Origin of the sequence: Enterobacter cloacae complex sp. IR5401 (assembly GCF_049238425.1) — a bacterium.
In the GTDB taxonomy this organism is placed as follows: Bacteria; Pseudomonadota; Gammaproteobacteria; order Enterobacterales; family Enterobacteriaceae; genus Enterobacter; species Enterobacter hormaechei_C.
Genome location: NZ_JBMKHN010000013.1, coordinates 98382 through 120636, shown reverse-complemented (window position 1 = coordinate 120636; position 22255 = coordinate 98382). Strand labels below are relative to the sequence as shown.

The following is a 22255-nucleotide window of genomic DNA, read 5'->3' as shown; positions in this document are numbered from 1 at the left end:
GATTCTCTCCACTCTTGCAACGAGGTCATCATGCAGATCGATTTAACAGGTAAAAAGGCGCTGGTTACCGGCGCCAGCCGCGGGCTGGGTCGAGCGATTGCGCTGTCGCTGGCGCGCGCCGGTGCCGATGTGGTTATCACCTACGAAAAATCCGTCGATAAAGCCCAGCAGGTCGTCGATGAGATCAACGCGCTGGGGCGACACGGCGAGGCGATTCAGGCCGACAGCGCCAGCGCGCAGGCGATTCAGGATGCGGTCACGCAGGCGGCGCGCTCCCTCGGCGGGCTGGATATTCTGGTCAATAACGCCGGGATTGCGCGCGGCGGCCCGCTGGAGTCCATGACCCTGGCGGACATCGACGCTCTGATCAATGTCAACATCCGCGGCGTAGTGATCGCCATTCAGGAAGCGCTGGTGCATATGTCGGACGGCGGACGCATCATCAACATTGGCAGCTGTCTGGCGAACCGCGTGGCGCAGCCGGGGATCGCCGTCTACTCGATGACCAAGTCTGCCCTTAACTCTCTCACCCGAGGTCTGGCCCGTGATTTAGGCCCGCGCGGCATTACCGTCAACCTGGTCCACCCCGGGCCGACCAACAGCGATATGAACCCGGAAGACGGCGAGCAGGCTGACTCTCAGCGTCAGCTTATTGCCCTGGGCCATTACGGCCAGCCGGAGGATATCGCAGCGGCAGTCACCTTCCTCGCCAGCCCGGCTGCGGGGCAAATTTCCGGCACCGGTCTGGATGTCGACGGCGGTCTGAACGCCTGATCGCAAATTTACTGTATGCCTCTGTCGCCCGGCAGAGGCCTGTTCGAGCCGCCTCGACGATTCGCGTTTTGCCGCTTTCTCGCGGTTATTCTCCGCTCTACAGTACCCCATTAGAAATTCGGAATTTATCTAATAGTCTTATTATTTCCTTATATTTTGTATGGGCGTACAGTGGAGGTACGGATGAAGATTGTGTGGTCTAAAACAGCAGAGAAGCAGTTTTCTAAAATCGATCCTCGATATCAGAACCGCATTAAATTCAGGCTGGAGAAGATGGACGATAAAACATCACCTGTCGCGGATATCAAGAAATTATCTTCTCCCGAAAACCACTACAGGTTGCGATTAGGTGATTACAGGGTCATTTACACCTTCGGAGACCCGCCGGGTGATATCTGCTACGTAGTGGCAGTAAAACGCCGGACAACCACTACCTACCTTCATGAGGAGCATACGGAATATGACTATTCAGTTCATCAAGGATGAAGAAGGAAAAAAACAGTATGTTGTCATACCCTACGGTGAATATTTTCGCATGCGTTTAGCCATGCTTGAGTACGATGACGATGATGAAAACGACTGGGAAGACATCCCTTACGAATCAGACATCTACGATAACGTAGGTTTACCGGGTGAAGTGTGCGACATCATGCATAACGAGAACGTCAGCCTACAGGCCGCCTGGCGCATTTTACGCGGCATGTCCCAGCAGGAGGTGGCGGAGAAGCTTGGCATCAGCCAGTCCGCCGTGTCACAGCTGGAAGCGCTGGACTCCCGACCGCAAAAGCGCACCCGCGAAAAGCTGGCGGCAATTTACGGCTGTAAACAGGAGCAGATCAGCCTCTATTTACCAAAAGAGGGTTAACAGCACTTCGCCCCGCCCTTGCCGCCGTAGCGGGCGTCCTGACGGTCGCGGAAAAATTCTTCGTAGGTCATGGGCGTCTGGTCCGGGTGGTTGACGCGCATATGCTCGACGTAGTTGTCGTAATCCGGCACGCCAATCATCATTTTAGCGGCCTGGCCCAGGTATTTACCTGCTTTGGAAAGGGTGTCGAACATAATCAGTTTCTCGTTTGTATTCCCCTCACCCTGACCCTCTCCCCAAAGGGGAGAGGGAACTTTAACACCCTCTCCCCTTTGGGGAGAGGGCTGGGGTGAGGGGGTTTGGTAATGTTAATGCGCCCCTTTCGCCTGGGTGACAATCTCGTCCAGGTTCTCAGGCATTGGCTCATACGGCGTCTCTTTCGCCGTCGGTTTGTCGACTTTCAACGCCGCCAGCGCGGTTTTCAGAGAATACAACGCCAGCACCACAACCACCACCATAAAGAAGATGGTCAGCCCGGCGTCCAGACGGTTGTTAAACACCAGCTGCGACAGCTGAGATTCGGTGTACTGTGCCGGGATCTTACCGCTGTCGATCATCGCCTGGAACTTATTGGCGATCGCCAGGAAGCCCACCTTGTTGTCCGGGCTGAAGGCTTTCTGCCAGCCCGCGGTCAGGGTACAGATCAGCAGCCACGCCGTTGGCACCAGCGCCACCCATGCGTAACGCTGGCGCTTCATCTTGAACAGCACTACCGCGCAGAGCATCAGGGCCATGCCCGCCAGCATCTGGTTGGCGATACCGAACAGCGGCCACAGGGTGTTAATCCCGCCCAGCGGGTCGACCACGCCCTGATGCAGGAAGTAGCCCCACGCCAGCACGCACAGCGCTGTCGCCAGCAGGTTAGCCGGGAGTGAATCGGTACGTTTCAGGTTCGGGGAGATCACCCCCAGCAGATCCTGCAACATAAAGCGCGCCGCACGCGTACCCGCATCCACCGCCGTCAGGATAAACAGCGCCTCGAACAGAATGGCGAAGTGATACCAGAACGAGACATCCATCAGCCCGCCCAGCGCGCCGTGCAGGATGTAGGCCATGCCCACCGCCAGCGTTGGCGCCCCGCCCGCACGGGAGATAATCGACTGCTCGCCGACCTCATTAGCGATATGCGTCAACGTTTCAGGGGTAATCGCAAAGCCCCAGCCGCTCACCACCTGCGCGGCAGAGGCGACCACGTCAACGGTGCCGGCCGGGGCCAGCACCGCCATCGGGCTGTTCATCGCAAAGTAAACGCCCGGGTCAATAATACAGGCCGAAACCAGCGCCATAATCGCCACGAAGGACTCCATCAGCATGCCGCCGTAGCCAATCAGGCAGGTCTGATTTTCATTCGCCAGCATCTTCGGCGTGGTCCCGGAGGCAATCAGCGCGTGGAAGCCCGACACCGCCCCACAGGCGATGGTGATAAACAGGAACGGGAACAGATTGCCGGTCCAGACCGGGCCGGTGCCGTCAATAAATTTGGTCAGCGCAGGCATGGTCAGGGTCGGGCGCATAATCAGAATGCCGATCGCCAGCCCGACGATGGTGCCGATTTTCAGGAAGGTAGAGAGGTAGTCACGCGGGGCCAGCAGCAGCCATACCGGCAGCACCGCCGCCACGAAGCCGTAGCCTACCAGCATCCAGGTCAGCTGCACGCCGGTGAAGTCGAAGAACGGTGCCCAGGTCGGGCTTTCCGCCACCCAGCCGCCGGAGATAATGGCAAACACCAGGAACACCAGGCCAATGACTGACACTTCACCAATGCGCCCCGGACGCAGGTAGCGAATGTAGATCCCCATGAACAGCGCCAGCGGTATGGTGAAGGCGACGGTGTAGGTTCCCCACGGGCTGTGGGTCAAGGCTTTCACCACGATCATCGCCAGCACCGCGAGGATGATCACCATGATCATAAAGGTCGCCACCAGCGCAATCACCCCGGCGGTTGCCCCCATCTCTTCTTTCACCAGCTCACCCAGCGAACGACCGTCGCGACGGGTGGAGACGAACAGCACCATGAAGTCCTGCACCGCGCCCGCCAGCACCACCCCCGCGAGGATCCAGATCATCCCCGGCAGGTAGCCCATCTGCGCGGCCAGTACCGGCCCCACCAGCGGGCCTGCCCCGGCAATCGCCGCGAAATGGTGACCGAACAGCACTTTTTTATCGGTCGGCACGTAGTCCAGACCATCGTTGTGGCGCACGGCAGGCGTCATGCGCGTGCCGTCTACGCCCAGCACCGTCTTTGCGATATAGCGGCCATAAAAACGGTATGCGATCAGATAAATGCAGACGGAGGCGACGACGATCCACAGCGCGTTGATCTGCTCCCCCCGGTTGAGGGCGATATAGCCCAGGGCAAAGGCTCCCACCACGGAGAGCACCGCCCACGTAAGGTATTTCCCTGAGTTGTTCATAGTTGTTGTCCGTTGTTGTGAAACAGTGAGATGTTACATTTTGTTTCTAGAACAACGGGTAAAATTTAACAACTTTGAAACGCAATAATGCGTGGTCAAACCAGAGATTTACACCACAGTGTTAAGCCGATCACTTTCAGCTGAATGACTTACCCCAACACCATCGTACTCAACCGACAGGTACAGCACCGCCGTCCCTGCTCGTCGAACACCACGATCTCCCAGCTCTGGCTGGAACGGCCCAGATGCAGCGGCTGACACACGCCGCGTACCTTACCGTGTGAGACTGCGCGGTGGTGCGTGGCATTCAGTTCCGTACCCACCACGTTCTGCCCGTCACGGGTCATCAGAAAACCGGCCATCGAGCCCAGCGTTTCCGCCAGCGCCGCCGAGGCGCCGCCGTGCAGCAGGCCAAACGGCTGATGGGTACGCGCATCCACCGGCATTTCGGCTTCCAGCGTATCGTCCCCGAGGCGGGTATAGACGATGCCAAGGTGCCCCACCATCGTATTCAGGCTGGTGGCGTTCAGCTCCTCGAGCGTTAAATGACGTTTCCAGATCATTACGCCCCCAGCGTGGAGCCGCCGTCCACCACGATATCCTGCAAGGTGATATGGCTGGCGGCATCGGATGCCAGGAACAGCACGGTCGCAGCAATCTCCTGCGGACGGGCAATTTTACCAAGCGGAATGCCGAGCTTGAATTGCTCGCCAAAGCCGCGAATGCGCCGCTGTTCCGCATCGTCGCTGGTCCACAGGGTGCGCTGCATGTCGGTATCCGTTGAACCCGGCGACACCAGGTTACAGCGTACGCCGCTGCCCGCCAGTTCCAGCCCGACGGTCAGCGCCAGGCTTTTCAGCGCCGCTTTCGACGCGCCGTAGGCGCTCATGCCGATGCGCGGCGTGTGCGCCGCGTCAGAGGCCACCGTCACAATCGCCCCACCCTGCTGACGACGGAACTGGCCCATCGTCTGCTGGAACAGGTTGAACGCGCCGCCGACGTTGACCGCAAAGGTCTGCTGCCAGTCCTCCTGCGAAAGCTGATCCGTCGCGCCCATACGCAGAATGCCCGCTGCGTTAACCAGCACGTCGAGCCGCTCAAGGCTGCTGAGCAAACGCCCGCAGACGTCACTCGCCTGCGCCGCATCCGCCACGTCCAGCGTTTCGGTGGCAAACGGATATTCGCCGTGAGGGAAAGCCAGATCGAACCCGGTCACCTGCGCCCCGGCCTCCACAAATGCCAGCGCGGTCGCATAGCCAATGCCCTTACCCGCGCCCGTCACCCAGACGGTTTTACCGGTAAAATCAAAAGCCATCACTTCACCTCGCGGGAGAGCAGCGCCCACCAGGCATCGAGGGTCGGATTTTTTGCCAGCATCACGAAATCAATGTCGCCGTGCACTTTGCGCCAGCGGGCGGCGAGCGCCATCATCCGTACTGAATCCAGACCGTAGTCGATCAGGTTTTCGTCATCCATCGGCTCGTCGGACTCGTCCAGCAGCGGCAGGATCAGCGCGCGCAGCGCGGCTTTCGTTGCCGGAACGGACGGCAGCAGATCGTCGGTCATCACCACGCGGCCCGAACGCCCGGCCACGTATTTCAGCGACATCAGGTGCTCGTCGCGGGTGAAGTCCGCCAGCGCGTCGGCAATAAAGAACGGCTTGATGTCGCGCATAAAGGCGTCGGTGGCGGTGGTCATGCAGCCGATGTGGGCGTATACGCCGGTGATCAAAAGCTGGTTGCGCCCGGTCTCTTTCAGCATCTGCTCCAGCGGCGAGCGGTGAAACGCGCTGTAGCGCCACTTCACCAGCACGGTGTCCGCTTCATCCGGGGTCAGCTCAGCGACGATGCGCTGCTGCTCCGGCGAACGGGTCAGGCCCGGCCCCCACATGTCGTTCAGCAGGGCACGGTCTTCATCGCTCTGATCTTTCGGCTGCGCGGTGTAGTACACCGGAATATTGTGCTCTTTGCAGTACGCGCGCAGTTTAGCGATGTTCGCCACTACCTGCTGCATCATGTCGCTATTTTCGCCCCAGAAGTTCAGGAAGTACTCCTGCATATCGTGGATCAGCAGCGCGGCGCGCTCCGGTTCAAACGCCCAGTTCACTTTACTGGTCGGCAGTTCGGCGGCGGTTGGCAGCGCGTATGCGGTTAATTTTGGAATGGCCATTCTCTGTTCCTCAGCCCCGGGCGCGTTCAGCAAGCCACAGGCGCAACTGTTTCTTATCAACTTTGCCGACCGGCGTGAGCGGAAGCGCATCCACGCTCTCCACGCGGTCCGGCAGCTTAAATTCGGCAACGCCCTGCTCGCGCAGGAAGCGGCGCACCTCCACCGCGCGCAGGGGCTGTTTCACCACCAGGTACGCGCAGCTTTTTTCGCCCAGCAGGCTGTCCTCCATGCTCACCAGCGCGGCGTGGATCACCGCGTCGTGGCGCAGCAGCAGGTTTTCGATCTCTTCGGCGGCGATCTTCTCGCCACCGCGGTTGATCTGATCTTTCTCGCGCCCCTGCACGGTGATGTAACCCTGCTCGTCGATGGCGATCAGATCGCCCGAGCAGTAGAAACCGTTGGCATCAAAGGCGCTGGCGTTGTGTTCCGGGCTGTTGAAATAGCCGCGGAAGGTATACGGGCCGCGCGTCATCAGACGCCCGACTTCCCCGCGCGGCAGCGGGTTGCCGTCCTCATCCGCCACCCACACTTCATCGTCCGGGCACATCGGGCGGCCCTGGGTATTGATGATGCGCTCCGGCGCATCGTCGAGGGCGGTGTAGTTCACCAGCCCTTCCGCCATGCCAAACACCTGCTGAAGCTGGCAGCCAATTTCCGCCGGAATACGCGCCGCAAGCGTGGCGGAGAGGCGCGCGCCGCCCACCTGGAGCAGCTCGAGGGATTTCAGCTGGGCGTTCCCCGCGCCGTCGGCAATCGCCTGCAACCACAGGCTGACCGCGGGCGGCACCAGCGAGGTGACGTTTATCTGATGCTGCTCAATCAGCGGGAAGCAGAGCGTGGCGCTCGGATCGTTCGCCAGCACCACGCAGCCGCCCGCCGTGAAAACGCCTAACGAACCCGGCGAGCTCATGGCGTAGTTATGCGCCGCGGGAAGCGCGTTCAGATAGCGGGTGCGCGCAGTGATACCGCAGATTTCGTTGCTGCGACGGATGCTGTAGTCGTAGTCGTTGTGCGTACGCGGGATCAGCTTCGGCGTGCCGGTGCTGCCGCCGGAGAGCTGGAAGAACGCCACTTCGTCGGCGGGCGTCGGGTTCGGGATGAAATTGTCCGCCGGGCGTGAAATCGCCGCCTCCAGCGCGTGTTCGCCCTTATCGCCGCGTAGCAGCACAACGCGTACCGAGCGATGCGCATCCACAAAGGTATTGAGAAAATCATCACCCGCGAACAGCGTGTGGTCGCGATCGGCAATCAGTACGGCAGGTGAGATCTGCTCCGCGTAGGCGCTCAGCTCGCTGCGCTGATGGCTAAAGAGCGCGTTGACCGGCGCGACGCCGATTTGCAGCAGTGCGAAGAAAGTGATGTAGAACTCGGCCACGTTGCCGAGCTGCACCAGCGCGGTCTCGCCGCGATGCAGCCCCTGCGCCTGAAGGGCGGACGCCAGATTCGTCACCGCCTGATTAAACGCGCGGTAGGTAATGCGGCGATCGCCGTCAATTATCGCGACCGCATCGCTGTCCGCATGGTCCGTCAGGATGTGGGTCAGCGGCAGATCCTGCCAGTAGCCTTTTTCACGGTAGCGGCGGGCAAAATCCTCAGGCCAGCGGGTAAAAGGGATGGTCATGAGTATTCCTTAGTGCAAACCAAACACGTTGAGCATGGTGGAGAGCTTCACGCCCGTCTCGCGCCACTCGCCCACCGGGGAGGAAGCAGGCACAATGCCCGCGCCGGCAAACAGGCGAACGGTATTTTGATGCAGCCGCGCGCAGCGGATAGTTACCACCCACTCGCCGTTACCTTCGCTGTCGCACCAGCCAACGATGCCGCCGAACAGTTCGCGGTCGAAGGGCTCCAGCTCGGCAATGAGTTCTTTTGCCGCCTGATGCGGGAAACCGCTCAGGGCCGGGGTCGGGTGCAGCAGGCAGGCCAGCGTCAGGGCGTTCTCGTTTTCACGCGCGTCACCCTCAACCGGCGTGGCCAGATGCCACAGCGTTGGGGTGGTAATGAGCTGCGGGGAAGCCGGCATGCTCAGATGATGGCTGCGCGGTTCCAGAATGGTTTTCATCGCCTGGGTTACCAGGTCGTGCTCGTGACGGTCTTTTTCGGAGGCCAGCAGCTTAGTGCCCGCTTCGCGATCCAGCACATCGTCCGGCTGACGGCGCGCAGAGCCCGCCAGCGGCAGCGAACTAAAGTGCGCGCCCTCTTTACGCAGCAGCAGTTCCGGGCTGGCGCCCAGCAGCACGCCGCCGTCTTCCAGCGGTAGGTGGAAGTTAAAGCTCGCCGGGTTCTGGGCGATAAGACGCTCCATCAGCGCGCTGCTATCAATCTGTTTGTCGGTGGCAATATCAATCAGGCGCGACAGCACCACCTTATTCACCTGCGGCGTGGCGGTGAGCGACGCGGCGCGGGCCACCATCTCCTCGAAAATCGGCTGCGGCGGGATCTCGGTGCGTTGTTGCACGTTCAGCGTCTGCGCGCCGGAGGCGTAGCGTGCGGACTGCTGACGCGCCGGGCGGGAGAAGGTTTGCCAGCGTTGCGGAATAAACAGCGATGACGGTTTGCGGGTATCGAAGGGGATCGCCCCTACCATCACCGGATGGGCAATGCCGCTGTTTTTCGCATTCCGGAAAGCCTGAGCTAATTTCTGCTGAAAGGGACCCGCCGGATCGTCACCGCCGACGGCGGGTTCAGAAAAACGGGCAAAACAGCCGGACGTGGTAAAACTGCGGTAAGGCGACATAAAGAAAAAGCTATCTGCTTGCAGCGTAGTCGCGGTGTGCTGAACTTCCTCAGCCAGGGACGTGTCCATATCATCCTCCTTAAAATGATAAAAGAAGCAATAATGATTATCATTTATATTTTCGTCGGCTAACCTAATCCCACATCGCCCCGCTGTCAACCGTCGGGCAAATAACTTGTGCGACAAACGCTTGCATCCCTTCCCTACAGCCCTGAAAATGAGAAGCATTATCTTCAATAAAATCAGGATGCCGCTCTGTGAAAATCGCTGCCGTTTGCCGCAATGCCCTTCTTTTAACAGGACTTTTTGTTTTAGGACTAGCCTCAGCCGCCGCCGACGACTGGCCGCGCCAGGTCTCCGACAGCCGCGGCGTTCACACGCTTGAGAGCAAACCGACGCGCATTGTCTCCACCAGCGTGACCTTAACCGGCTCCCTGCTGGCCATTGACGCGCCGGTCATTGCCAGCGGAGCGACCACGCCGAACAACCGCGTGGCGGATGCGCAGGGCTTTTTACGTCAGTGGGGCGATATCGCGAAGCAGCGTAAGGTTGCCCGGCTGTACATCGGCGAGCCGAGCGCCGAAGCGGTCGCGGCCCAGATGCCGGACCTGATTTTGATCAGCGCCACCGGCGGGGATTCCGCGCTTGCGCTCTACGATCAGCTTTCCGCCATCGCGCCGACGCTTATCATCAATTACGACGACAAAAGCTGGCAGGAACTGCTGACCCAGCTGGGGACGATCACCGGGCAGGAGACACAGGCCGCAGAGCGCATCGCTGCCTTCGATAAACAGCTCGCCCAGGTGAAGCAGCAGATGAAGCTGCCGCCACAGCCGGTGAACGCCATCGTTTACACCGCCGCGGCACACACGGCGAACCTGTGGACGACAGACTCCGCGCAGGGCAAGCTGCTGCACCAGCTGGGCTTTACGCTGGCGGACCTGCCTGCCGGTTTGCAGACCTCAACAAGCCAGGGCAAGCGCCACGACATTATTCAGCTGGGTGGAGAAAATCTGGCGACGGGGCTGAACGGCGAAGGGCTGTTTGTGTTTGCCGGCGACCAGAAAGACGTGAATGCGATTTACGCCAATCCGCTGCTGGCGCATCTGCGGTCGGTCAAGAACAAGCGCGTCTGGGCGCTGGGAACGGAGACGTTCCGCCTGGATTATTACAGCGCGATGCTGGTGTTAGACAGATTGAATGCGTTGTTTAAGTAGGCATTTTCCCTCCCTCTCCCCGTGGGAGAGGGCCGGGGTGAGGGCATCAGGCCGCACCGTCTTTCAACGCGGCCTCCTGCCTGAACCGCCGCAATTCCACCAGCGTCACCAGTAAGATCGCGCCAACCATCGCTAACACAAACCCGCTGCTGCTCGCCGACGCCACCGGGGTCATTATCGCCCCCAGCCCGCCGAGGATCGCCGCGCCAATCGCATCGCCCGTCACGTTCTGCGCGGTCCACAGGCCGTTGATACGCCCCAGCATCCCTTCCGGCGTCTGGGTCTGGATCAGGGTGTACTGTAAAAGTGAGCTGACCGCGCTCAGCCAGCCGAAAATCACCAGACACATCACCCCCAGCGCCCACACCGGCATCAGGCTAAAGAAACCAATGGCGATAAACGAGGCCAGCGTCGCCACCAGCATGATCAACCCCGGTCTCGCGCTCTGCGCCAGGTTGCCGCTGGTCAGCGCCCCACACGCGGCGCCGAGCGGAATGGCGGCGTACAGCACGCCAATCTCTGAGGCGCTCATCTGCCACTCGCCCGCCAGCGCCGGGTACAGCACGCGCACGGCGCTCGCCATCGTCAGCAGGCCGCCGAGCAGCGCAATGCCGCCAATCAACGGGTTGCTGAACAGAAAACGAATCGCGGCCATCAGGGACTTCAGCGGATGCTCGCGCGGCTGCGGCGGCGGTGGCAGGAGCGGCAGACGCAGCAGCGTCAGGGTGGTGATAAAGGTTCCGGCTGCGGCAAGGCCGTAGTTCCACGCCACGTTGCCGGTCGCCAGCAGCAGGCCGCCGACCATCGGCGAAATCACCGAGCCGAGGCGCACGGTGAGCATGGTGATCGCCCCCGCCTGCATCAGGTTCTCGCGCCCGACCAGCGCGGGCGTGGCCGCCAGCAGTGCCGTCACGCCTAACGAAGCAAAAAAGCCGTCCCACAATCCCAGCACGTAAATGGCCACCAGCGACGGCTCCGGCAGCATGGCGTTCAGGCACAGCCCGACAAAGCCCACCCCGCAGGTGCCGCGCGCCAGCAGGATAAGCTTTTTACGCTCGTAGCGGTCCGCCAGCACGCCGCCCACCATCAGGCCGATAAACATCGCCCCGCCGGTTAAGGTGACGGATAGCCCTACCAGCCAGCTGGAGTGAGTCATGGTCTGGATTTGCACCGGCACGGCCACACCAAGCAAACCGAGGGACAAAATGGAGATAAAGCGAGCGATAAAAACGGCGCGATACGCCGGGTGTGTTTTGAGCAGGCTGAGGTTAAGCAGCCAGGATTTTTGATTCATGACAAAGCCTTGAGTCTATTTCTACCCATTCCATGGGCGCACATGCTAACATAGCCAAATAAGATAGATAACGATAATCACTATCATTATCAAATCATGGATGTTGCTATGTCGTTTTCCTCTTCTGCGGTGCGCGCCCTTGCCGTGCCCGTTTTATTGCTACTGCTAATCCTTGCGATTGCACTCAGCCTGCTGGTCGGCGCAAAACCGCTGCCCGCGTCCGTTATTGTCGATGCGCTATCCGGTACCTGTCAGAGCGCCGACTGCACCATCGTGCTCGACGCTCGCCTGCCCCGCACCCTTGCCGGCCTGCTGGCCGGTGGTGCGCTCGGGCTTGCCGGTGCCCTGATGCAAACCCTCACCCGCAACCCGCTGGCGGACCCTGGCATTCTCGGCGTGAACTCTGGTGCCAGTTTCGCCATTGTGCTCGGCGCGGCGCTGTTTGGTTTCACCTCTCCGTCTGAACAGCTGGTGATGGCCTTTTGCGGCGCGCTGACCGCCTCGCTGGTGGTGGCGTTTACCGGCAGCCAGGGCGGCGGCCAGCTCAGCCCGGTACGCTTAACGCTGGCGGGCGTAGCGCTCGCGGCGGTACTGGAAGGCTTGTCCAACGGCATCGCCCTGCTCAACCCGGACGTGTATGACCAGCTGCGCTTCTGGCAGGCGGGTTCGCTGGATATTCGTACCCTTGAAACCTTAAAAGTGGTGGTGATCCCGGCGAGCGTCGCTGCCGCCGTGGCGCTCTGTTTAAGCCGGGCGCTGAACAGCCTGAGCCTCGGCAGTGACACCGCGACCGCCCTCGGCAACCGCGTGGCGCGTACGCAGCTGACGGGCCTGCTTGCCATCACCGTGCTGTGCGGCAGCGCGACCGCCGTGGTCGGCCCGATTGCCTTTATCGGCCTGATGATGCCGCACATGGCGCGCTGGCTGGTGGGGGCGGATCACCGCTGGTCCCTCCCGGTAACGCTGCTGGCGACCCCTGCCCTGCTGCTGTTTGCCGACGTGCTGGGCCGCCTGCTGGTGCCGGGCGAACTGCGTGTCTCGGTGGTCAGCGCCTTTATCGGCGCGCCGGTGCTGATCTTCCTGGTACGACGCAGACGCGGGGGTGGCGCATGATGGCCCCGTCCCGTCGTTTACTCACCAGCGTCGCCCTGCTGGTCGTCGCCTGTCTGCTGCTGGCGGTCTGGAGCCTGCAAAGCGGTGCCGTAACGCTTGATTTCGCGCAGGTCTTTCACGCTCTCACCGGCAGCGCGCCGCGTAACATCACCATGGTGGTCACCGAATGGCGACTGCCGCGCGTGGCAATGGCGATCCTGGTTGGCGCAGCGCTTGGCGTCAGCGGCGCGATATTCCAGTCGCTGATGCGTAACCCCCTCGGCAGCCCGGACGTGATGGGCCTGAATACCGGCGCGTGGAGCGGCGTGCTGGTGGCGATGGTGCTGTTCGGGCAGCATCTCACGGCCATTACCTTTACGGCGATGGCGGGCGGCATTCTCACCTCCCTGCTTATCTGGGCCCTGGCCTGGCGCAACGGCATCGACACCTTCCGCCTGATCATCATCGGGATCGGCATCCGCGCGATGCTGATGGCGTTTAACACCTGGCTTCTGCTACAGGCGTCGCTGGAAACCGCACTCTCCGCCGGGCTGTGGTACGCCGGTTCCCTCAACGGTCTGACGTGGGTAAAAACCTGGCCCGCCGCGCCGCTGATTATCCTGATGTTTATCGGCGCGTTGCTGCTGGTCAGGCGCATGCGGCTGCTGGAGATGGGCGACGACAGCGCCTGCGCGCTGGGCGTGAGCGTAGAGCGCTCGCGCCTGATGCTGATGCTGGTGGCGGTCTTGCTGACCGCAGCGTCTACCGCCATCGCCGGGCCGATCTCGTTTATTGCCCTTGTCGCGCCGCATATCGCGCGGCGACTTAGCGGCACCGCGCGCTGGGGATTAACCCAGGCGGCGCTGTGCGGTGCAGTATTACTGCTGGCCGCCGATCTCTGCGCCCAGCGGCTGTTTACGCCTTATCAACTGCCGGTGGGCGTGGTGACCGTCAGCCTCGGCGGGATTTACCTCATCGTCTTGCTCGTTCAGGAGTCACGCAAGAAATGACAGATTTAACCACCCGCTTGCGCGGCGAAAACTTGACCCTCGGCTACGGCAATAAAATCATTGCCCGGGACTTATCCGTTGCCATTCCGGACGGCCACTTCACCGCCATTATCGGGCCAAACGGCTGCGGCAAATCAACATTGCTGCGCACGCTGAGCCGCCTGATGTCGCCGGTTGAGGGCTGCGTGTTCCTCGACGGGGAGCAGATCCAGCGCTTCGCCAGCAAAGAGGTGGCGCGCCGAATTGGTCTGCTGGCGCAAAACGCCACCACGCCGGGGGATATTACCGTGCAGGAGCTGGTCTCCCGCGGGCGCTATCCGCACCAGCCGCTGTTTACCCGCTGGCGCAAGGAGGACGACGAGGCCGTGAAGCGCGCGATGCAGGCGACGGGCATCACCGAGCTGGCCCAGCAAAGCGTCGATACCCTCTCCGGCGGACAGCGCCAGCGCGCGTGGATCGCAATGGTGCTGGTGCAGGAAACCTCGATCATGCTGCTGGACGAGCCGACGACCTGGCTGGATATCAGCCATCAGATTGACCTGCTGGAGCTGCTGAGCGAGCTGAACCGTACGCAGGGGTACACCCTGGCGGCGGTGTTGCACGACTTAAACCAGGCGTGCCGCTACGCGACGCATCTGATTGCGCTGCGCGACGGCGAGATTGTGGCGCAGGGCGCGCCGAAGGAGATTGTTACGCCAGAGCTGATCGCGCGGATCTACGGCATGCGCTGCATGATTATTGACGATCCGGTGGCGGGTACGCCGTTGGTGGTGCCGCTTGGAAAACGTGCGGTCTGATGCCCTCACCCCGGCCCTCTCCCACAGGGAGAGGGAGCAAACCATCCCCTCTCCCCGTGGGAGAGGGTTAGGGTGAGGGGCATTTGCACTATCCTAAAATTTCCTTCAGTACCGGCCCAATTTTCTCAAACGCCTGCGGTGAAATAATATCCACGTGAGCGCAGTCCTGGCTGTAGACCTCCAGCTCGCCCACCCACGGCGCCCACGCGGCCTGAGGATCCAGGGTTCGCGTTCGCTCGGCGACAAACAGCGTCGCTTTACCGTCAAAGCGCGCGCTGTGCGCGGTGGTGAGCAGCCGCACCGCGTCGGCGTAGTTGCCCTCAATGGCGTTAAACAGCTCGCTGGAGCCCTGCCCCTGCTGGGCGGCGATAAACGCCTGACGCTCGCGCTCGATCTCTGCCAGCACCGCCGGGTCGAGGCCGTTAGCCTCTTTCTCCGCCCAGTTCTGGGTTTCCGGCGGCCAGGTATCCAGCAGGCCGAGGAACGCCACTGCTTCACCCTGCTCGCGCAGGCGGGCCGCAATGCCTTGCGCCAGCGTGCCGCCGAGGGAATAGCCGAACAGGTAATACGGCCCCTGCGGCTGCTGCTTACGCAACGTATTCAGATGATGTTCGATCACCCCATCGAGATCCGCGCACTGCTGCATCGGGCCGTTTGGCCGCGGCGACTGAATGCCGACGATGGACCAGCGCGGGCTGAGGTAGCGCGCCAGGACGCTAAACTGCCAGGCAAAGCCGGACGCCGGATGGAAGCAGAACAGCGTCGGGCCGTTGCTTTCACGCAGCGGCAGAAGGGTTTCATACCCCAGACGCTGCGCCTGCTCGTCGCTCATCTGCGAGTCCAGCAGGGCGCTAAGCTTGCTTACCGTCGAGGCGACCATAATCTGCCCCGGCGTGACCTTACGGCTGAACGCACGGCTGAGCTGAGCCGCGAGGCGCATCGCCAGCAGCGAGTGGCCGCCGAGGGCAAAGAAATCGGCCTCGATATCGTTCACCGCGCAGCCCAGCAGGGAAGAAAACGCCTGCGCCACGGCCACTTCGGTTTGCGTCTCAGGTGCGCGACCGGAAGTTCTGCTGGTCAGCTCCGGCAGCGGCAGCGCCTTGCGATCCAGCTTGCCGTTGGCGCTCAGCGGCAGCGCGCTGATTTGCAGCAGCACCACCGGCACCATATGCGGTGGCAGCTGGGCTTTGAGTGATGCAAGCAGCGCGTCGCGATCCAGCGGTAAGCCGGATTCGGAAACCAAGTACCCCACCAGCTGTCGGGCATCGCCACCCGTGGCTGCCGCCTGGTTGAACACGCAGGCGTGCGCCACGGCCTGGGCCACATCCGGCAGCGCAAGCATGGCCCGGTCGATTTCACCCAGCTCGATGCGCTGGCCGCGAATTTTCAGCTGGTCGTCGCTGCGGCCCAGATATTCCACCGCGCCGTTATCCAGCCAGCGGGCAACGTCACCGGTGCGGTACATCCGCTCGCCCGGCGCGAACGGGTCGGCGATAAAGCGGCTGGCGGTAAGGTCGGGGCGTCCCAGATACCCCTGCGCCAGCTGGATGCCGGTGAGATACAGATCCCCCGCCACGCCGAACGGTACCGGGCGCATCATCGCATCCAGAATGCGCAGCCCCGTATTCCATACCGGGAAACCGATCGGCACGCTGTTGCCCTCCACCGCCGCCAGCCCGGGGCCGTACGCCGGATACCAGCTGACGTCCACCGCTGCTTCGGTCGGGCCATAGAGGTTGTGCAGCGGCGCATGGGTGAGCAGTTCCCACTCGCGACACAGCGCAGTCGGCAACGCCTCGCCGCTACAGAACACCTGCTTCAGCGTCCTGCAACAGTGGGCGTTTTCCGGCGTCAGCGAGGCGACGAACGCCGCCAGCATTGACGGCACGAAGTGGGTGGTGGTTACGCCATATTCTGCGAAGAAGCTCTGCATCGCCTGCGGATCGCGGTGCGCGTCCGGCTCGGCCATCACCAGCTTCGCCCCGGCGATAAACGGCCACCAGAACTCCCACACCGACACGTCAAAGCTGCACGGGGTTTTCTGCGCCACCACGTCATGCGCCGTCAGTGGATAATGATCCTGCATCCACTTCAGGCGGTTAACGATGGCGGTATGGCCGACCATCACCCCTTTTGGACGTCCCGTCGAACCGGAGGTAAAGATGATGTACGCGGTTTGCTCCGGCTTCGCCAGGCGCAGAGGTTCAGCATCGGTGGCCGGTAATAGTGTGTTGTAACTAAAGGTGGCGATCGGCAGATCGCTAAAGCGCGGAAGCTGCTCGTCGGTGGTAATGAGCAGGGACGGCTTCGCGTCCTCGAGCATCATCCGCAGGCGATCGTCCGGGTAGCCGGTGTCGAGCGGCAGCCACGCGGCGCCCGCCTCCACAATGCCGTGCAAGGCTAACGTCAGGAACACCGAGCGCGGCAGGGCCACCGCCACGCTGTCGCCCGGCTTCACGCCGCGCGCGCGCAGCAGGTTTGCCAGCGCGACCACCTGCTCGCGCATCTGGCGGTAGTTCAGTTCAGTATGGGCATCCGCCAGCGCGGGGGCGTCCGGCGTTTTGCTCGCCTGCTCCGCGACCAGATCCGCCAGCGTGGTGGACGGCAGCGCCAGCCCGGTATCGTTAATGCGCGCCAGCCGGGCATACTCCTGCTCTGATACGGTTTCCACGTCGCCACAGCGCAGGTCCGGGTTGGCGGCAAACTGCGTCAGCATTGCGTTCAGCCGCGCCGCGTGACCCTTTAGCGTCGCCTCGTCGTAACGCTGCCCGTTGGCGAGGATCTCAATGCTCAGTCCGCCCTGCTCGTCCGGGAACAGCGCAAGCTCCAGATCGTTCACCGGGCCGGTCGCCAGCGTGTGGGTAATGGCCTCCACGCCGTCGATATCCAGCTGATAATCGAACACCTTGACGTTCAGCACCGGACCAAACAGGGCTTCATCGCCTGCGGCACGTCCGCTGTCGCGCACGATCTGTTCGGCGTCGTAACGCTGATGGCGACGCATCTTTTTCAGCTGGTTCGCCAGGCGCAGCGCCAGTTCCGGCAGGCTCTCGTGCGGGCGAATATTCACCGCCAGCGGCAGGACGTTGAGCACCGGTCCGGTCGCGGTCAGCGCGGCGGAGCCCATGCGGCGCATAAAGATAAACCCGGCGGCGTAGTCCAGCCGTCCGGTCAGGCGGCCCAGCCACAGCACCACCAGCGCAAGCGCCAGATCGGTACGCTGCGCCTGGCCTGCCATCTGTGCAAGCTGGCTGAAAGCACGTCCGTCCATCGCCATTTTCAGGCGCAGGATGTCGGTGGTGGCGGCGTGTCCAGGCAGGGGCGCGGAAGAGAGCGAGACCGGAGAAGGAAGCTGTTGGCGCTGTTCGGCCCAGAAAGCACCGTCGCGCTGATACGCCTCACTGTCGCGATAGCGCTGATACTCCTCCACCACCTCGGCGAAAGGGGTAAACGGGGAGGCGGGCGCGGGTTTCCCTTTCTGCCACGCAGCGTAAATGGCGGCGATCTGACGCGTAATGGCCGGGAAACTGAAGCCATCTACCACCAGATGATGATACCGCTGATACCAGTACCAGTGGCTTTCTCCCACTTGAATCAGCTGGTGAAACGCCAGCGGCTGACCGCTGTCGACGCGCAGGTTCTGCTTGAGATCGGCCTCCATCAGCGCCACGGCGGCGTCGTGGGAGTCAACGCGCACGATGGACGGCTCCGGCAGGAGCATGGCCTCATCGATCCACTGCCACACCTCACCGTGATCTTCGGCAAAACGCATCCGCAGGGTGTCGGCCTGCATCATGCCTTCAGCGATGGCTTTTGCCAGCAATGGCGCATCGATAGCGCCTTTCAGCTCGGTATAGTGCGCGACGCTCCAGGCGTTTGGCAGGGAGGAAAGCTGCTCTGCCATCCAAATCCCCGGCTGGGCGGCGACAAGAGGGAGACGGTTCATGCGCGCTCCCCCGCAAAATAAAACGGCTCAAGCGTCTGCCACTGTTCCGCCAGCCACTGCTGGCACGCCTCCTGAGATTGCGGTTCGCAGACCACGCGCCAGCCCGCGGGCAACTCGCACTGCTGCGGCCACAGGCTGTACTGCCCCTGGTCATTTTGCAAAATGGCGAACTGTCCCTGCGGATTATCGAAAGGATTGCTGAATTCCATACAGACTCCGTTATTGAATAAGCGGCTGCCAGAGGGTCATCAGCCCCTGCGTCAGCCCACCGCGCCAGCAAAGCGCATCGTGTCCGCCGTCAACCTGACGCCAGAAAACCGGTTGCTGAGTGTGTAGTTCGGCGAGGATCGCCTGGTTTGCGCGCAAAATAAGCGGCTCGTTGCGCCCGGCCTCAAGGACGATGCGCAGCCCGCGAGCGGTTTTTTCACCCGCTTTGAGTTGTTCGATGAGCAGCCCGTCCTGCTGCGCGCCGCGGTGCGGCCACCAGTAGGATCCGGACTGGCTGAGGATGCAGCCAAAACGCTGCGGCCAGTTGAGGCCCGCATAGAGGGAAGAGAGTCCGCCGAAGCTCTGACCCGCCACCACGGTATGGTCGGCGCGGTCGCTGAACGGGGCCATGCTTTTCACTTGCGGGAGAAGTTCTTCCTGCACCGCCAGCCAGAAATCAGGGTTGCACGGCAGCTCGCGGCTGCGGTGTGCGGTGTCAATGACGTCAATTAAGACATAAACCGCAGGCGGCAGTTTGCCTTCATGGGTGAGCGACGCCAGAGCAGGCCAGACGGGCATGCTTTCGGCCCAGAACTGCCCGTCAAGCAGCACCGCCAGCGGGCGCTCGGGGCTTTCATCCCCGGTGGTAAAAATCCACACGCGACGACGGTTCTTCAGACGCGCGCTGTGCCAATCAATACAGACAGGCTTATTGTAAGGGGTATCGGGATGGTTCCAGCCGGGCTGTACGGGCGCCTCCGGCATCTCCAGCGCCGAGACGGCGTGCCCGCGCCCGCCGCGCCAGCTTTGCGGATTCAGCGGGTCGGACACCGCGTGCGGCAACAGTTTACGCCAGCCTTCGCGCAGCGCCATGCGGTCCGGCTGCTCGCCTTCAAACACTGCATCGGCAAAATCGTTTTCGTTATCGGAGGGGATAAAACAGTAGCTGCCGCGCCATTCGGGACTGAACTCGCCCTGCCACTGCCAGACGTCGGTATCCGGGATACGTTCAAGGGATTGCGGACGGGCATTTTGATGGTGATCGGTCACGCCGGTGACGTAGAGCCAGACGCGTTTCACCGTCGAGGTTTTCTGCGTTCCCGCCGGGTCCCGCCACCAGAATGTCACGCGATAGTTTTCCTGATGACGTTCCCGTTCCGGCCCGTTTTTCGCCTGCCACCACGCTTCACTTCCGGTTGTTAACACCGTCACCCTTATAACCCCATGTTTAACAGTCTTTTTTGTTTCAGAGCAAATTTTATTGATAATATTATTGATAACTATTTGCATTTGCAATAGCGTAATGCCCGCGCTGTGGGAAGCGCGCTCATTAAATAACCATAAAAGCGGGACGTACAATGAATAAGAAGATTCACTCTCTGGCCTTGCTGGTCAATTTAGGGATTTATGGTGTCGCGCTGCCCGCCATGGCAGACGACAATACCGCCTCCGCGCAGCACGAAGACACCATGGTGATCACCGCCGCCGAGCAGAATTTGCAGGCGCCGGGCGCGTCGACCATCACCGCCGATGAGATCCGCAAAAACCCGCCAGCGCGTGACGTGGCGGAAATCATCCGCACCATGCCGGGCGTTAACCTGACCGGCAACTCCACCAGCGGCCAGCGCGGGAACAACCGTCAGATTGACATTCGCGGCATGGGCCCGGAAAACACCCTGATCCTGATCGACGGCAAGCCGGTTACCAGCCGCAACTCCATCCGTCTGGGCTGGCGCGGCGAGCGTGATACCCGCGGCGATACCGGCTGGGTCCCGCCGGAGATGATCGAGCGCATCGAAGTGATCCGTGGCCCGGCTGCTGCCCGCTACGGTAATGGTGCGGCGGGCGGCGTGGTGAACATCATCACCAAAAAATTTGACGACCAGTGGCACGGCTCCTGGAACACCTACCTGAACGCGCCAGAGCATAAAGACGAAGGTTCCACCAAACGCACCAACTTCAGCCTGAGCGGCCCGCTGGGCGGGGATTTCAGCTTCCGCATGTACGGTAACCTGGATAAAACCCAGGCCGACGCGTGGGATATCAACCAGGGTCACCAGTCTGACCGCACGGGCGCTTACGCCAACACCCTGCCCGCAGGCCGTGAAGGTGTGGAAAATAAAGACATCAACGGCGTGGTGCGCTGGGACTTCGCGCCGATGCAGTCGCTGGAGTTTGAAGCGGGCTACAGCCGCCAGAACAACCTGTATGCGGGCGACACGCAGAACACCAACAACGACAACGCGCTGGTGAAGAAGAACTACGGTAAAGAGACTAACCGTATCTATCGTCAGAACTTCGCCGTGACCTGGAACGGCGGCTGGGATAACGGCATCACCACCAGCAACTGGGCGCAGTACGAGCACACCCGCAACTCTCGTCTGGGTGAAGGGCTGGCGGGCGGTCTGGAAGGCCTGTTCAACAGCAATAAATTCACCGATACCGATCTGGCCGACGTGATGCTGCACAGCGAAATCAACCTGCCGATTGATTTCATTGTGAACCAGAACCTGACGCTCGGCACCGAGTGGAACCAGCAGCGCATGAAGGACTCAACCTCATTTACACAAACCCAGCAGGGGGGCACCATCCCGGGCATGAGCGAAGATCGTAGCCCGTACACGTCAGCGGAGATCTTCTCCCTGTTTGCCGAAAACAACATGGAGCTGACCGACAGCACCATGCTGACCCCTGCCCTGCGCTTCGACCACCATACTATTGTGGGTAATAACTGGAGCCCGTCCCTGAACCTGTCGCAAGGTCTGGGGGATGACTTCACCCTGAAGATGGGCATCGCGCGCGCCTATAAAGCGCCAAGCCTGTATCAGACCAACCCGAACTACCTGCTGTACAGTAAAGGCCAGGGCTGCTACGCAAGCTCCGACGGCGTGGGCTGCTACATGATGGGTAACGACGATCTGAAAGCGGAAACCAGTATCAACAAAGAGATTGGCCTGGAGTGGAAACGCGACGGCTGGCTGGCGGGCGTGACCTGGTTCCGCAACGACTATCGCAACAAGATTGAAGCGGGCTACGCGCCGATTGGCCAGACGTCCACCGGCAAAGTCACCACCGATATCTACCAGTGGGAAAACGTACCGAAGGCGGTGGTGGAAGGTCTGGAAGGCTCCCTGAACGTGCCGGTCAGCGACACCATCAACTGGACCAACAACATCACCTACATGCTGCAAAGCAAGAACAAGGAGACCGGCGATCGTCTGTCGATCATCCCGGAGTATACGCTGAACTCTACCCTGAGCTGGCAGGTACGTCAGGATGTCTCATTGCAGTCGACCTTCACCTGGTACGGCAAGCAGCAGCCGAAGAAGTACAACTACAAAGGTCAGCCGGTGACCGGGTCTGAGAAAGACGAAGTCAGCCCCTACAGCATCGTTGGCCTGAGCGCGACCTGGGACGTGACCAAAAACGTCAGCCTGACCGGCGGCGTGGACAACGTCTTCGACAAGCGCCAGTGGCGCGCGGGTAACGCCCAGACCACGGGTAATACCACGACGGGTGCGTATATGTACGGCGCGGGTGCGTATACGTATAATGAACCGGGTCGCACCTGGTACATGAGCGTAAATACGAGGTTCTGATACAGGCAGTGACTTCCCCCTCTCCCTGTGGGAGAGGGCCGGGGTGAGGGCGAGGTAAAAGCAAAACGGCAACCCCGTTGCCGTTTTTAGTGTTTGCTCCCTCTCCCTTTGGGAGAGGGCCGGGGTGAGGGCAT

At 61.5% G+C, this 22255-nt stretch carries 19 protein-coding genes; 8 read left to right on the top strand and 11 right to left on the bottom strand.

All coding sequences use genetic code 11. The annotated features are described in order from the left end of the window. The first annotated feature begins 30 nt into the window (after positions 1–30). The 3 genes from ACOTX1_RS18050 (at position 31) to ACOTX1_RS18040 (ending at position 1639) form a co-directional block, all read left to right on the top strand. Complete coding sequence (locus ACOTX1_RS18050; RefSeq protein WP_017382507.1) at positions 31–774, top strand: SDR family NAD(P)-dependent oxidoreductase; 744 nt, start codon at positions 31–33, stop codon at positions 772–774. Positions 775–957: 183 nt separating this feature from the next. Continuing rightward, complete coding sequence (locus ACOTX1_RS18045; protein WP_022647393.1) at positions 958–1260, top strand: type II toxin-antitoxin system RelE family toxin; 303 nt, start codon at positions 958–960, stop codon at positions 1258–1260. Next, a complete protein-coding gene (locus ACOTX1_RS18040) occupies positions 1235–1639 on the top strand; it encodes a helix-turn-helix domain-containing protein (RefSeq protein WP_022647392.1) in 405 nt (134 codons plus the stop codon). The genes ACOTX1_RS18045 and ACOTX1_RS18040 overlap by 26 nt, the downstream gene beginning before the upstream one ends. Here the strand turns inward: ACOTX1_RS18040 and ACOTX1_RS18035 are convergent. The 7 genes from ACOTX1_RS18035 to entC all read right to left on the bottom strand — a co-directional run bounded on the left by ACOTX1_RS18035 (position 1636) and on the right by entC (position 9028). Next, a complete protein-coding gene (locus ACOTX1_RS18035) occupies positions 1636–1833 on the bottom strand; it encodes a YbdD/YjiX family protein (RefSeq protein WP_006809671.1) in 198 nt (65 codons plus the stop codon). The two genes, ACOTX1_RS18040 and ACOTX1_RS18035, sit on opposite strands and share 4 nt — an antisense overlap. 114 nt (positions 1834–1947) lie before the next feature. Next, positions 1948–4053, bottom strand: coding sequence for a pyruvate/proton symporter CstA (gene cstA, locus ACOTX1_RS18030; RefSeq protein ID WP_023315597.1), 2106 nt, complete (start codon positions 4051–4053; stop codon positions 1948–1950). A gap of 149 nt (positions 4054–4202) precedes the next feature. Beyond that, positions 4203–4616, bottom strand: coding sequence for a proofreading thioesterase EntH (entH, locus tag ACOTX1_RS18025; RefSeq protein WP_015571173.1), 414 nt, complete (start codon positions 4614–4616; stop codon positions 4203–4205). Beyond that, entirely contained in the window at positions 4616–5368 is a 753-nt protein-coding gene (gene entA / locus ACOTX1_RS18020; RefSeq protein ID WP_023305663.1) for a 2,3-dihydro-2,3-dihydroxybenzoate dehydrogenase EntA, read from the bottom strand. The genes entH and entA overlap by 1 nt, the downstream gene beginning before the upstream one ends. Then, on the bottom strand, positions 5368–6222 hold the full coding sequence (locus tag ACOTX1_RS18015; RefSeq protein ID WP_023315596.1) for an isochorismatase: 855 nt from the start codon (positions 6220–6222) through the stop codon (positions 5368–5370). The genes entA and ACOTX1_RS18015 overlap by 1 nt, the downstream gene beginning before the upstream one ends. 10 nt (positions 6223–6232) lie before the next feature. Further along, positions 6233–7843: a (2,3-dihydroxybenzoyl)adenylate synthase EntE gene (gene entE / locus ACOTX1_RS18010; protein ID WP_023315595.1), complete on the bottom strand. Its 1611-nt coding sequence runs from the start codon at positions 7841–7843 to the stop codon at positions 6233–6235. Between the two features lie 9 nt (positions 7844–7852). Beyond that, the gene (entC, locus tag ACOTX1_RS18005; RefSeq protein ID WP_023315594.1) at positions 7853–9028 is read right to left on the bottom strand and encodes an isochorismate synthase EntC; all 1176 of its coding nucleotides are present in this window, start codon (positions 9026–9028) and stop codon (positions 7853–7855) included. Between the two features lie 188 nt (positions 9029–9216). On the opposite strand from entC, the gene fepB reads away from it, so the two are divergent. Next, positions 9217–10176: a Fe2+-enterobactin ABC transporter substrate-binding protein gene (gene fepB, locus ACOTX1_RS18000; protein WP_263521487.1), complete on the top strand. Its 960-nt coding sequence runs from the start codon at positions 9217–9219 to the stop codon at positions 10174–10176. A 46-nt stretch (positions 10177–10222) separates the two neighbouring features. Here the strand turns inward: fepB and entS are convergent, their stop codons facing one another. After that, positions 10223–11470 carry an enterobactin transporter EntS gene (gene entS, locus ACOTX1_RS17995; protein ID WP_023315592.1) on the bottom strand — a complete coding sequence of 416 codons (1248 nt, stop codon included), beginning with the start codon at positions 11468–11470 and terminating at the stop codon, positions 10223–10225. 108 nt (positions 11471–11578) lie between these two features. On the opposite strand from entS, the gene fepD reads away from it, so the two are divergent. The 3 genes from fepD to fepC are packed head-to-tail and all read left to right on the top strand — an operon-like array spanning position 11579 to position 14369. Continuing rightward, entirely contained in the window at positions 11579–12583 is a 1005-nt protein-coding gene (gene fepD / locus ACOTX1_RS17990; protein ID WP_023315591.1) for a Fe(3+)-siderophore ABC transporter permease, read from the top strand. After that, positions 12583–13572 (top strand): iron-enterobactin ABC transporter permease, encoded by a 990-nt coding sequence (gene fepG, locus ACOTX1_RS17985; protein ID WP_072139725.1) that lies wholly within the window; start codon positions 12583–12585, stop codon positions 13570–13572. Before fepD ends, fepG begins: the two co-directional genes overlap by 1 nt. After that, positions 13569–14369 (top strand): iron-enterobactin ABC transporter ATP-binding protein, encoded by an 801-nt coding sequence (gene fepC, locus ACOTX1_RS17980; RefSeq protein ID WP_023315590.1) that lies wholly within the window; start codon positions 13569–13571, stop codon positions 14367–14369. The genes fepG and fepC overlap by 4 nt, the downstream gene beginning before the upstream one ends. An 88-nt stretch (positions 14370–14457) precedes the next feature. Here the strand turns inward: fepC and entF are convergent, their stop codons facing one another. From entF to fes, 3 genes are read right to left on the bottom strand one after another with little or no spacing between them, the layout of a single operon-like run. Further along, entirely contained in the window at positions 14458–18315 is a 3858-nt protein-coding gene (gene entF / locus ACOTX1_RS17975) for an enterobactin non-ribosomal peptide synthetase EntF (protein WP_023315589.1), read from the bottom strand. After that, entirely contained in the window at positions 18312–18524 is a 213-nt protein-coding gene (locus tag ACOTX1_RS17970; RefSeq protein WP_003858806.1) for an MbtH family protein, read from the bottom strand. The genes entF and ACOTX1_RS17970 overlap by 4 nt, the downstream gene beginning before the upstream one ends. Before the next feature lie 10 nt (positions 18525–18534). Then, positions 18535–19734: an enterochelin esterase gene (gene fes / locus ACOTX1_RS17965; RefSeq protein WP_032634439.1), complete on the bottom strand. Its 1200-nt coding sequence runs from the start codon at positions 19732–19734 to the stop codon at positions 18535–18537. Between the two features lie 146 nt (positions 19735–19880). On the opposite strand from fes, the gene ACOTX1_RS17960 reads away from it, so the two are divergent. Continuing rightward, positions 19881–22121 (top strand): TonB-dependent siderophore receptor, encoded by a 2241-nt coding sequence (locus ACOTX1_RS17960; RefSeq protein ID WP_023315587.1) that lies wholly within the window; start codon positions 19881–19883, stop codon positions 22119–22121. Positions 22122–22255: the final 134 nt, after the last annotated feature.

Coding starts and splice junctions, on each gene's coding strand:
- entC (WP_023315594.1), bottom strand. CDS start 9,028: ATGGACACGTCCCTGGCTGAGGAAGTTCAGCACACCGCGACTACGCTG.
- cstA (WP_023315597.1), bottom strand. CDS start 4,053: ATGAACAACTCAGGGAAATACCTTACGTGGGCGGTGCTCTCCGTGGTG.
- entA (WP_023305663.1), bottom strand. CDS start 5,368: ATGGCTTTTGATTTTACCGGTAAAACCGTCTGGGTGACGGGCGCGGGT.
- ACOTX1_RS18015 (WP_023315596.1), bottom strand. CDS start 6,222: ATGGCCATTCCAAAATTAACCGCATACGCGCTGCCAACCGCCGCCGAA.
- ACOTX1_RS18035 (WP_006809671.1), bottom strand. CDS start 1,833: ATGTTCGACACCCTTTCCAAAGCAGGTAAATACCTGGGCCAGGCCGCT.
- fepG (WP_072139725.1), top strand. CDS start 12,583: ATGGCCCCGTCCCGTCGTTTACTCACCAGCGTCGCCCTGCTGGTCGTC.
- entF (WP_023315589.1), bottom strand. CDS start 18,315: ATGAACCGTCTCCCTCTTGTCGCCGCCCAGCCGGGGATTTGGATGGCA.
- ACOTX1_RS17970 (WP_003858806.1), bottom strand. CDS start 18,524: ATGGAATTCAGCAATCCTTTCGATAATCCGCAGGGACAGTTCGCCATT.
- ACOTX1_RS18045 (WP_022647393.1), top strand. CDS start 958: ATGAAGATTGTGTGGTCTAAAACAGCAGAGAAGCAGTTTTCTAAAATC.
- entS (WP_023315592.1), bottom strand. CDS start 11,470: ATGAATCAAAAATCCTGGCTGCTTAACCTCAGCCTGCTCAAAACACAC.
- ACOTX1_RS17960 (WP_023315587.1), top strand. CDS start 19,881: ATGAATAAGAAGATTCACTCTCTGGCCTTGCTGGTCAATTTAGGGATT.
- entE (WP_023315595.1), bottom strand. CDS start 7,843: ATGACCATCCCTTTTACCCGCTGGCCTGAGGATTTTGCCCGCCGCTAC.
- ACOTX1_RS18040 (WP_022647392.1), top strand. CDS start 1,235: ATGACTATTCAGTTCATCAAGGATGAAGAAGGAAAAAAACAGTATGTT.
- fepD (WP_023315591.1), top strand. CDS start 11,579: ATGTCGTTTTCCTCTTCTGCGGTGCGCGCCCTTGCCGTGCCCGTTTTA.
- ACOTX1_RS18050 (WP_017382507.1), top strand. CDS start 31: ATGCAGATCGATTTAACAGGTAAAAAGGCGCTGGTTACCGGCGCCAGC.
- fepC (WP_023315590.1), top strand. CDS start 13,569: ATGACAGATTTAACCACCCGCTTGCGCGGCGAAAACTTGACCCTCGGC.
- entH (WP_015571173.1), bottom strand. CDS start 4,616: ATGATCTGGAAACGTCATTTAACGCTCGAGGAGCTGAACGCCACCAGC.